8 protein-coding genes and 1 riboswitch are annotated in these 8198 nt (G+C 39.8%); of the genes, 6 read left to right on the top strand and 2 right to left on the bottom strand.

What is annotated here, in order from left to right:
* Positions 1 to 336: 336 nt before the first annotated feature.
* On the bottom strand, positions 337 to 720 hold the full coding sequence (locus AB5213_RS11290; RefSeq protein WP_147357726.1) for a hypothetical protein: 384 nt from the start codon (positions 718 to 720) through the stop codon (positions 337 to 339).
* 36 nt (positions 721 to 756) lie between these two features.
* Positions 757 to 1410, bottom strand: a complete 654-nt coding sequence (locus AB5213_RS11285) for a GntR family transcriptional regulator (protein ID WP_055158315.1) — start codon at positions 1408 to 1410, stop codon at positions 757 to 759.
* A 300-nt stretch (positions 1411 to 1710) separates the two neighbouring features.
* On the opposite strand from AB5213_RS11285, the gene proC reads away from it, so the two are divergent.
* The 6 genes from proC to cytX all read left to right on the top strand — a co-directional run bounded on the left by proC (position 1711) and on the right by cytX (position 7175).
* Entirely contained in the window at positions 1711 to 2505 is a 795-nt protein-coding gene (proC, locus tag AB5213_RS11280) for a pyrroline-5-carboxylate reductase (protein WP_055158317.1), read from the top strand.
* A 157-nt stretch (positions 2506 to 2662) separates the two neighbouring features.
* Positions 2663 to 3253 (top strand): TetR/AcrR family transcriptional regulator, encoded by a 591-nt coding sequence (locus AB5213_RS11275; protein ID WP_022220832.1) that lies wholly within the window; start codon positions 2663 to 2665, stop codon positions 3251 to 3253.
* A 14-nt stretch (positions 3254 to 3267) separates the two neighbouring features.
* Entirely contained in the window at positions 3268 to 4146 is an 879-nt protein-coding gene (locus tag AB5213_RS11270) for a DMT family transporter (protein ID WP_368276700.1), read from the top strand.
* Between the two features lie 154 nt (positions 4147 to 4300).
* Positions 4301 to 4819, top strand: a complete 519-nt coding sequence (locus AB5213_RS11265; protein ID WP_022220834.1) for a peptidylprolyl isomerase — start codon at positions 4301 to 4303, stop codon at positions 4817 to 4819.
* Positions 4820 to 4858: 39 nt separating this feature from the next.
* A riboswitch (TPP riboswitch) is annotated at positions 4859 to 4968 on the top strand.
* Between the two features lie 217 nt (positions 4969 to 5185).
* On the top strand, positions 5186 to 5998 hold the full coding sequence (gene thiD, locus AB5213_RS11260; RefSeq protein ID WP_022220835.1) for a bifunctional hydroxymethylpyrimidine kinase/phosphomethylpyrimidine kinase: 813 nt from the start codon (positions 5186 to 5188) through the stop codon (positions 5996 to 5998).
* A gap of 4 nt (positions 5999 to 6002) precedes the next feature.
* Positions 6003 to 7175 carry a putative hydroxymethylpyrimidine transporter CytX gene (gene cytX, locus AB5213_RS11255; protein WP_022220836.1) on the top strand — a complete coding sequence of 391 codons (1173 nt, stop codon included), beginning with the start codon at positions 6003 to 6005 and terminating at the stop codon, positions 7173 to 7175.
* Positions 7176 to 8198: the final 1023 nt, after the last annotated feature.

Raw genomic sequence — 8198 nt, 5'->3', positions numbered from 1 at the left:
GGTGGAAGTGCAGTAATGCATGGAGCTGACTGTTACTAATCGGTCGAGGGCATAACCAAGAAGGTAGGACAGGGTAAAGAATGGATGGAGTAGAGATTTAAATTTGTATGTGGTTTTGAAGGTACATGTAGAAAGTAAGGGAGCTGTAGACCGTAAGGGTTTGCAGTTTTTTTATTGCTCAGATGAATAGACCAAGAAGAAAAGGAGAAGCGTTTTCAGCTTTACGGCTAAACTGTTACAAAAAATATTCCGATAACAAGACACTACAATTAAAGAGGTGATCAGCCTGACAAAAAATGCAGAAGAGTCATTCATGCTGTTTAATAAAGATGCAGACTACCAGCTGCATCTTCCACAATTTGTACATGGTATGCAGTTCTTTTTTTTAATAACAGGATACCACGGCTTTACCTGCAGATCCGGTAAGTTATTGAGCTCTAAAATTATAGAATGATAATGATCAGAAAGAGTAATCCGGTCTGAATCATGCTGTTCGATAGTCAGCGGGTAGATGGTTTTTTGATCAGGAGACATACAATTTTGATGTAAAAGAGGGGTATAGACATCTGTACCAATTTGGATAAATTGATCGATGGTGATGATTTTGTAATCATCAGAAGAGAACGAAATGATTGCAGGAGACACAGCCAAAGTGTCTTCCGCAGGAATTTTATAAGAGTCAGTAGTAAATTCTCCAATTGGAGTTTCTAGTTTCATCATGTGTTAGCACTTCCTTTAATATCTTATAAATGAAAATTACTCGTTTTTCAGTTCTTCTTTCATGGCGCTGTCTTTTCCCTGCATAAAATGGTCTTTTTTCAGGATTGCAAAAGCCCGCTCATAATCATTTTTACGCATATATTTAACCATTTTTTTCAAATTCTCATTCGTTGGAACGATCCGCATGCCGTTTTTCAGCGAATACATACCCACTCTTACCAGCTCTGATAAATTGGATTCATAGAATTTGGTGATCCGGTCATTATTGAAAATGCTGACAATTTCCAGATGCATCTGCGTATCAGCAAGCTCCCACTTGTAAACATCGGAAGCAACCGCACACATATGTACCACTTTTTCTTCAATTCGATAGGAATATTCTTCCGCTTTTCCACCTTCAAAGATCAGTTTAAATGCACTACCCTCTAAGAGTTCGCGGAGCTGATAAAGTTCATTGATATCTTTATCGGTGATTTCTTTTACAGTCATGGATTTATAATAATCGGTAACGATCAGACCTTCAGACTGCAGCATTTTGAGTGCAGTGCGTACCGGATTACGGCTCATACCGAGCTCTTCTGTCAGAAGTGCTTCGGTAAGAGGCATTCCTGGTGGATAAGTCAGATTCATAATGTTATTTTTGATAATTTCATAAGCCTGATCGGCAAGTGATTTCTTTTTTTCAGCCATGTGAAATCCCCCTCTGTCTGGTGAATATATTAAGTATAACACATTAAAACGGGGTTTGTAAAAAATAAAATTAGGTATATGTATAGTTGCGTTTAATATAAGAGTACAGACTGATGATTGTATACAATGGTGCATGTATTTTCGACGAAAAACGGCACTTTCTATTGTGAAAATGTTGACTTTAAACAGAGAAAGTGATACATTGAATGCAGAAAGAAATTTGTATACAAATTAAATGATTGTATACAAATTAAAAACGAAAATATATAAGGTTTTAAGTTCATCAGGAGGAGAAAGACTATGAAATTAGGATTTATCGGAACAGGTAATATGGCAGGAGCAATTATGGGAGGCGTTATTAAAAGTAATGTATTCAAACCGGAAGAAATCATCGGAGCAGATCTTTTTGCACCAGGTCGCGAAAAAGTAAAAGAACTTTATGGAATCAATGTTACTGATAGCAATAAAGAAGTAATTGAAAAGTCAGAAGTTGTTATTTTTTCTGTAAAACCACAGTTTTATGCAGATGTCATTCAGGAAGTAAAAGATCTGGTAAGACCGGAACAGCTTATTATCACGATCGCACCAGGAAAGACACTTGCATGGCTTGCCGAACAGTTTGGAAAAGATGTTAAGATTGTTCGTACAATGCCGAACACTCCGGCTATGGTTGGAGAAGGTATGACAGCTGCCACACCGAATGAACATGTAACAAAAGAAGAACTTGATTATGCATGCAAGATTCTTTCTGCATTTGGTAAAGTAGAAGTTGTGGCAGAGCATATGATGGATGCAGTTGTTGCAGTAAGCGGAAGTTCACCGGCATATGTATTTATGTTTATCGAAGCAATGGCAGATGCTGCTGTTGCAGAGGGAATGCCGAGAGCACAGGCATACAAATTTGCAGCACAGGCAGTTCTTGGAAGTGCGAAGATGGTTCTTGAAACAGGAAAGCATCCGGGAGAACTCAAAGACATGGTATGCTCACCGGCAGGAACAACGATTGAAGCCGTAGGTGTATTGGAAGAACACGGATTCAGAAGTGCGGTCATTGATGCAATGAAGGCATGTGTTGATGTTGCAAAAGGAATGTAGATACGATATACTTGTTTACGGGGAAAAACATGTCCACGTAAACCTGAGAAGGACCGGGGCGTATGACGCAGCCGGTCTTTTTTTATCTATTAAGAAAGGTCTTTCCTGATAATAAAAAACGCTCCGCGTGGAACATGATACCATAGGAGGTAGATAGATGGCAGCAAAACAGAATGTAAAGCGGCGGATTGTAGATGCCGCATGGGAATTGTTCTATGAAAAAGGATATGATGATACAACAGTAGATGATATCATTCGTCTTTCTGAGACATCAAAAGGATCGTTCTATTATTATTTCAGCAGCAAAGATTCTCTGCTTGATACATTGTCAACTATTCTGGATGAGAATTATGCAAAGCTTGAAGATGAACTGGATCCGGAAATGAACAGTTTTGATAAACTGATGTATCTCAATTACCGGTCGCATTCATTTATGGAGCAAAAGATTGATGTAGCATTGTTATCATCCTTATATTCAACACAATTGATTGCCAAGGGAGACAGGAATCTTCTGGATCAGAACCGTACTTATTACAAGCTGATCAGTAGGATCATAGAAGAGGGGCATGTGCGAAATCAGATCAGCAGAGAGAAGAGTATCCAGGAGATTACCAAGTATTATTCACTCTGTGAGCGGGCACTGGTATCAGACTGGTGTCTGAATAGGGGAAATTATTCGCTTGGAGAATACAGTAAGGAATATATGCCGATTTTAATGGAACATTTCCGGGTAGACCAGCCTGAATAGAGAAAGGTTTTTATATGAAAGAGAGTCAGAGAAAAGGTTTAATTTCAGTACATGTTGCTGTGGCATTGTTTGGTTTTGTCGGACTGTTTGCCAAGCTGGTAGATCTGCCTGCAGTGATCATCGTGCTTGGAAGGGTATTTTTTTCATCTATTTTCCTCTGGATTTTTCTGCGTTTAAAAAAGCAGAAAATTCGCCTGGAGGAGAAAAGTGATTATTTGTGGATGGTCGGAGCAGGTGCAGTTTTAGCAATACACTGGAGTAGTTATATGCAGTCGATCCAGAGTTCGACGGTTGCAGTTGGTACGCTTACGGTATCAACTTTTCCGATATTTGTTATTTTTCTGGAGCCATACCTGTTCCATGAAAAACTGAAGAAATCGGATGTGTTTTGTACACTGATGATGCTGGTCGGAGTATTCTTTATCGTACCCGCATTTCAGATGGATAATCAGATTACACAGGGAGTTCTGTGGGGACTTCTGAGTGCATTTACCTATGCAATATTGTCACTGATGAATCGCCGTTTTTCCAGCAGATATCCGGCAACACTGGTGTCGCTTTATGAACAGGGAACTGCAACGATCGTGTTGATCCCGATGATGTTTGTGTTGAAGCCGGTGATTACACTTGCAGATGCAGGCGTATTGATGATGCTTGGAATTGTTTTTACAGCAGTTGCACATTCTTTATTTATCAGTGGACTTCGGACTGTGAAGGTAAGGATTGCCGGAATTTTATCCGGACTGGAACCGGTGTATGGGACTTTAAGCGCATTTCTGTTTCTGAAAGAAGTTCCAAGTTTCAGAGAGTGCCTTGGTGGTGTTATCATTCTGGCTGCTGTGTTTTTATCGACACTGAAACCGGAGGAGGAAGCATCTGATGCTCCGGCATAAGAATAAAGAGAAGTTTGAGGATTTTATCTGGCACTGGTTTCTGGTGATCGGATATCGTCTGGAAAATGTATAAAGACTTTCTAAAAACTATTTACGGACGGGAAAAGTTCCGTTACAATAGGTAGAGAAATCAATGAAAAGGAGATTGTATAAAATGGCAAATCCAGTAGTAACATTTGAAATGGCAAATGGCGATGTGATCAAAGCGGAATTATATCCGGAAATCGCACCGAATACAGTAAATAACTTTGTATCTCTTGTAAATAAGGGATTTTATGATGGACTGATCTTCCACCGTGTCATCAGTGGATTCATGATCCAGGGTGGATGCCCGGATGGAACCGGAATGGGTGGCCCTGGATACAGTATCAAAGGAGAATTTAAGCAGAACGGTTTTGCAAATGATCTGAAGCATGAACCGGGCGTTCTTTCTATGGCGCGTGCAATGCATCCGGATTCGGCAGGATCACAGTTTTTCATCATGCATAAGACTTCACCACATCTTGACGGCGCATATGCAGCTTTTGGTAAAGTTACAGAAGGTATGGATGTTGTAAATAAAATTGCTGAGACGGCAACAGACTACAGTGACAGACCACTGGAAGAACAGAAGATGAAAAAAGTGACTGTTGAAACTTTTGGAGAGGCTTATCCAGAACCAGAGAGAGTTTAACAGGAGTTACAAAGCAGACAACACTTGGAGAGACAGAATAATAAAGACGGGGGGAGCCGGTGAAAGACAGACTGAGAGGAAGCAAAAGAGCATCGCTCCTTTTTACCTGATACGGATCATGCCGTCGCAGGAAGTCATATTGATTTTTTCAGAGACACTTGTGCATGACAGGTGTTTCTTTTATTTCATAGGAAATTCCGAAGGAACTTCCTATGAAATAAAAGGTACTGCGTGCCGGAGATGCGCACTCGCACGAAGATGAAGAATGTCGCAAGCGACCGTGCTCGGCGCGAGAATGTGCCAAGGCACATTCTTTTTATACAAAATATTTAGGACAATTATGGAAAAAGAGAGGAAGAGAGTCAAATGAGAACAGCACTTACAATTGCAGGAAGCGATTCAAGCGGAGGAGCAGGTATCCAGGCAGATATCAAAACAATGATCAGTAACGGAGTCTATGCTATGAGCGCAATTACGGCTCTTACTGCACAGAATACAACCGGAGTTACCGGAATTATGGAGGTAACGCCGGAATTCCTAGGAGAACAGCTGGATAATATTTTCACGGATATTTACCCGGATGCAGTGAAGATTGGAATGGTATCTTCAAGTGGTCTGATCACAAAGATCGCAGACAAATTAAAAGAATATGATGCGAAAAATATTGTAGTTGATCCGGTTATGGTAGCAACAAGTGGAGCAAGACTGATCAGCGAGGAAGCGATTGATGCGCTGAAGAGCTGCCTGCTTCCGATGGCAACCGTTCTGACTCCGAATATCCCGGAAGCAGAAGTGCTTGCAGGTATGAAAATCCAGTCGCAGGCGGATATGATAAGAGCAGCAGAAGAGATCGGCACCAAATATCACTGTGCAGTTCTTTGCAAGGGCGGACATCAACTGAACGATGCCAATGATCTGCTGTGGAGAGATGGTGGATATAAGTGGTTCTACGGAGAGCGGATCGACAATCCGAACACGCACGGAACAGGATGTACTTTATCCAGTGCGATCGCATCAAATCTTGCAAAAGAATATGATTTGGATGAGTCAGTAGAACGTGCGAAGAAATATATATCCGGAGCACTTGCAGCAATGCTGGATCTTGGTAAAGGCAGTGGTCCGATGAATCACGGATTTGCAATTAAAAATGAGTATACAGAAAGCAAAGTGGAGGAATAGAAGTATGAATGAAAAGAGAACCTCTATCTTTGAAAATGGACTGATCTGGTTTGGGGCAGGCGTGTCCCTTGCAGAGATCCTGACCGGTACTTACTTTGCGCCGCTTGGATTCGGAAAAGGAGTTCTGGCGATTATTATTGGTCATATCATAGGATGCATGATGCTTTTCCTTGCCGGAGTAATTGGTGGAAAAACCAGACGAAGTGCAATGGAAACAGTAAAAATGAGTTTTGGCGAGAAGGGAGGAATCTTCTTCTCCTTCCTGAATGTGCTGCAGCTGGTTGGCTGGACAGCGATTATGATTTATGATGGGGCACTTGCAGCAAATGGTGTTCTTCATACCGGCAGATGGGTATGGTGTCTGGTGATCGGTGCACTGATCATCTTATGGATTGTGATCGGAATCACAAATCTTGGCAAGATCAATACGGTTGCAATGGCTGCTTTATTTATCCTGACACTGGTACTCAGCAGAGTGATCTTTGGTGACGGATCGGTAGCAGGCGCAGGCGGAGATGCCATGACGTTTGGTGCAGCAGTAGAGCTTTCTGTTGCCATGCCACTTTCCTGGTTGCCACTGATTAGTGACTATACAAGAGAAGCAAAAGAACCGGTAAAAGCAACCGCAGTCAGCACCGTTGTTTATGGAGTTGTCAGTTGTTGGATGTACGTGATCGGTATGAACGCTGCAATTTACACAGGAGAGTCTGATATTGCAAGTATCATGGTAAAAGCTGGACTTGGAATAGCAGGACTTCTGATCATTGTATTTTCTACCGTTACGACAACCTTCCTGGATGCTTACTCAGCAGGAATTTCGTCAGAGTCAGTATTTTCAAAAATCAATGGGAAATATGCAGCAATTGTTGTAACTGTGATCGGAATGATCGGAGCAATCATTTATCCGATGGACAACATTACCGATTTCCTGTACCTGATCGGTTCTGTATTCGCGCCGATGATCGCAATCCAGATTGCGGATTTCTTTATTCTGAAGAGAAAGGACAGCCTGGAAGTATCTCTGGATGTCATGAATGGTGTAATCTGGGTGATCGGTTTTATACTTTACCGTATTCTGATGAATGTGGATATTCCGCTTGGAAATACACTCCCGGATATGGTCATTACCATCGTGATCTGTATTCTTGCAAGAAAATGTATAAAGACAGAAAAATAGCTTTGAAAGAAAATGGAAATGCCGTGTTGACATTTCCATTTTCTTTTGACAGAACATGTAGCGATCTACAGAAGAGAGGCGGAAAAATGAATGCTGACGCCTGGAAATGTGGTAAAAGTTTATAAGAAAGAAGTTTTGGATAATTTAGTTAGCGGATGGAATAAAGTGGGATTTTTATCCTGCAAAATATATATGGAAAAAGAGTTGGGTAGAATGAAAAAAGAGCTTACGACATATGATCGGGGGAAATGTCGTAAACTCTTTTTTCTGTAATTTCATTAAAGGAGAAATGAAAATAAAAAGTATCAAAATACTGAAAACGTCTTATTTGGTTTTGATTCCTAATCAAGTGGGGCAATTGTGACTGACTAAGATGCCGCCCCACCGAGGAATTCTTATCTAGTTGTTATCTTCAAGCTGATATTATAATACCAAGAGGCTTGGAATTTGTATATTCGCAAAAAAAACAAAAGAAAAAAGCTTTGAAAAACAAAATTGTGCAAAATAACAGGGGTAAAATCAATTTATACAAAAGGTTATTTGGAATTTGGAAATTGATAATAAAACTTGCATAAATGCAAAAAAAATGAGTGCAAATGATTTTTGTATAAGAACAAATGTGTTTTCAAGAAGGAATTATGAATGCTTATTATAAATGTCAATATAAAAAATTTTTCGAACATGAGGAGACCGATATGAAAATCTTGAAATAGAAAAAGAGCTTACGACATATGATCGGGGGAAATGTCGTAAACTCTTTTTCCAATAATTTCATTAAAGGAGAAATGAAAATAAAAAGTATCAAAATACTGAAAACGTCTTATTTTGTTCGGTTAAGTGTTATCCTTAACTTGTTTTTATAATAGCATTTGCAGGGAGTTTTGTATATTCGCAAAAAAAACTAAAAGAACTGCAAAGTTAAAATAAAATTATGCAAAATAACGAAGTGCAAAACAAGATTGACAAAAGAATGTAAAAAAAGGAAATTTTAACGGTAAAAATATATAATGTCTAATAATTAAC

This window comes from Coprococcus sp. RTP21204st1_G4_RTP21204_210225 (assembly GCF_040915385.1).
Taxonomy (GTDB): Bacteria; Bacillota; Clostridia; order Lachnospirales; family Lachnospiraceae; genus Allocoprococcus; species Allocoprococcus comes.
Note: the sequence above shows the minus strand (reverse complement) of the source record. Positions and strands in the feature narration are given on the sequence as shown.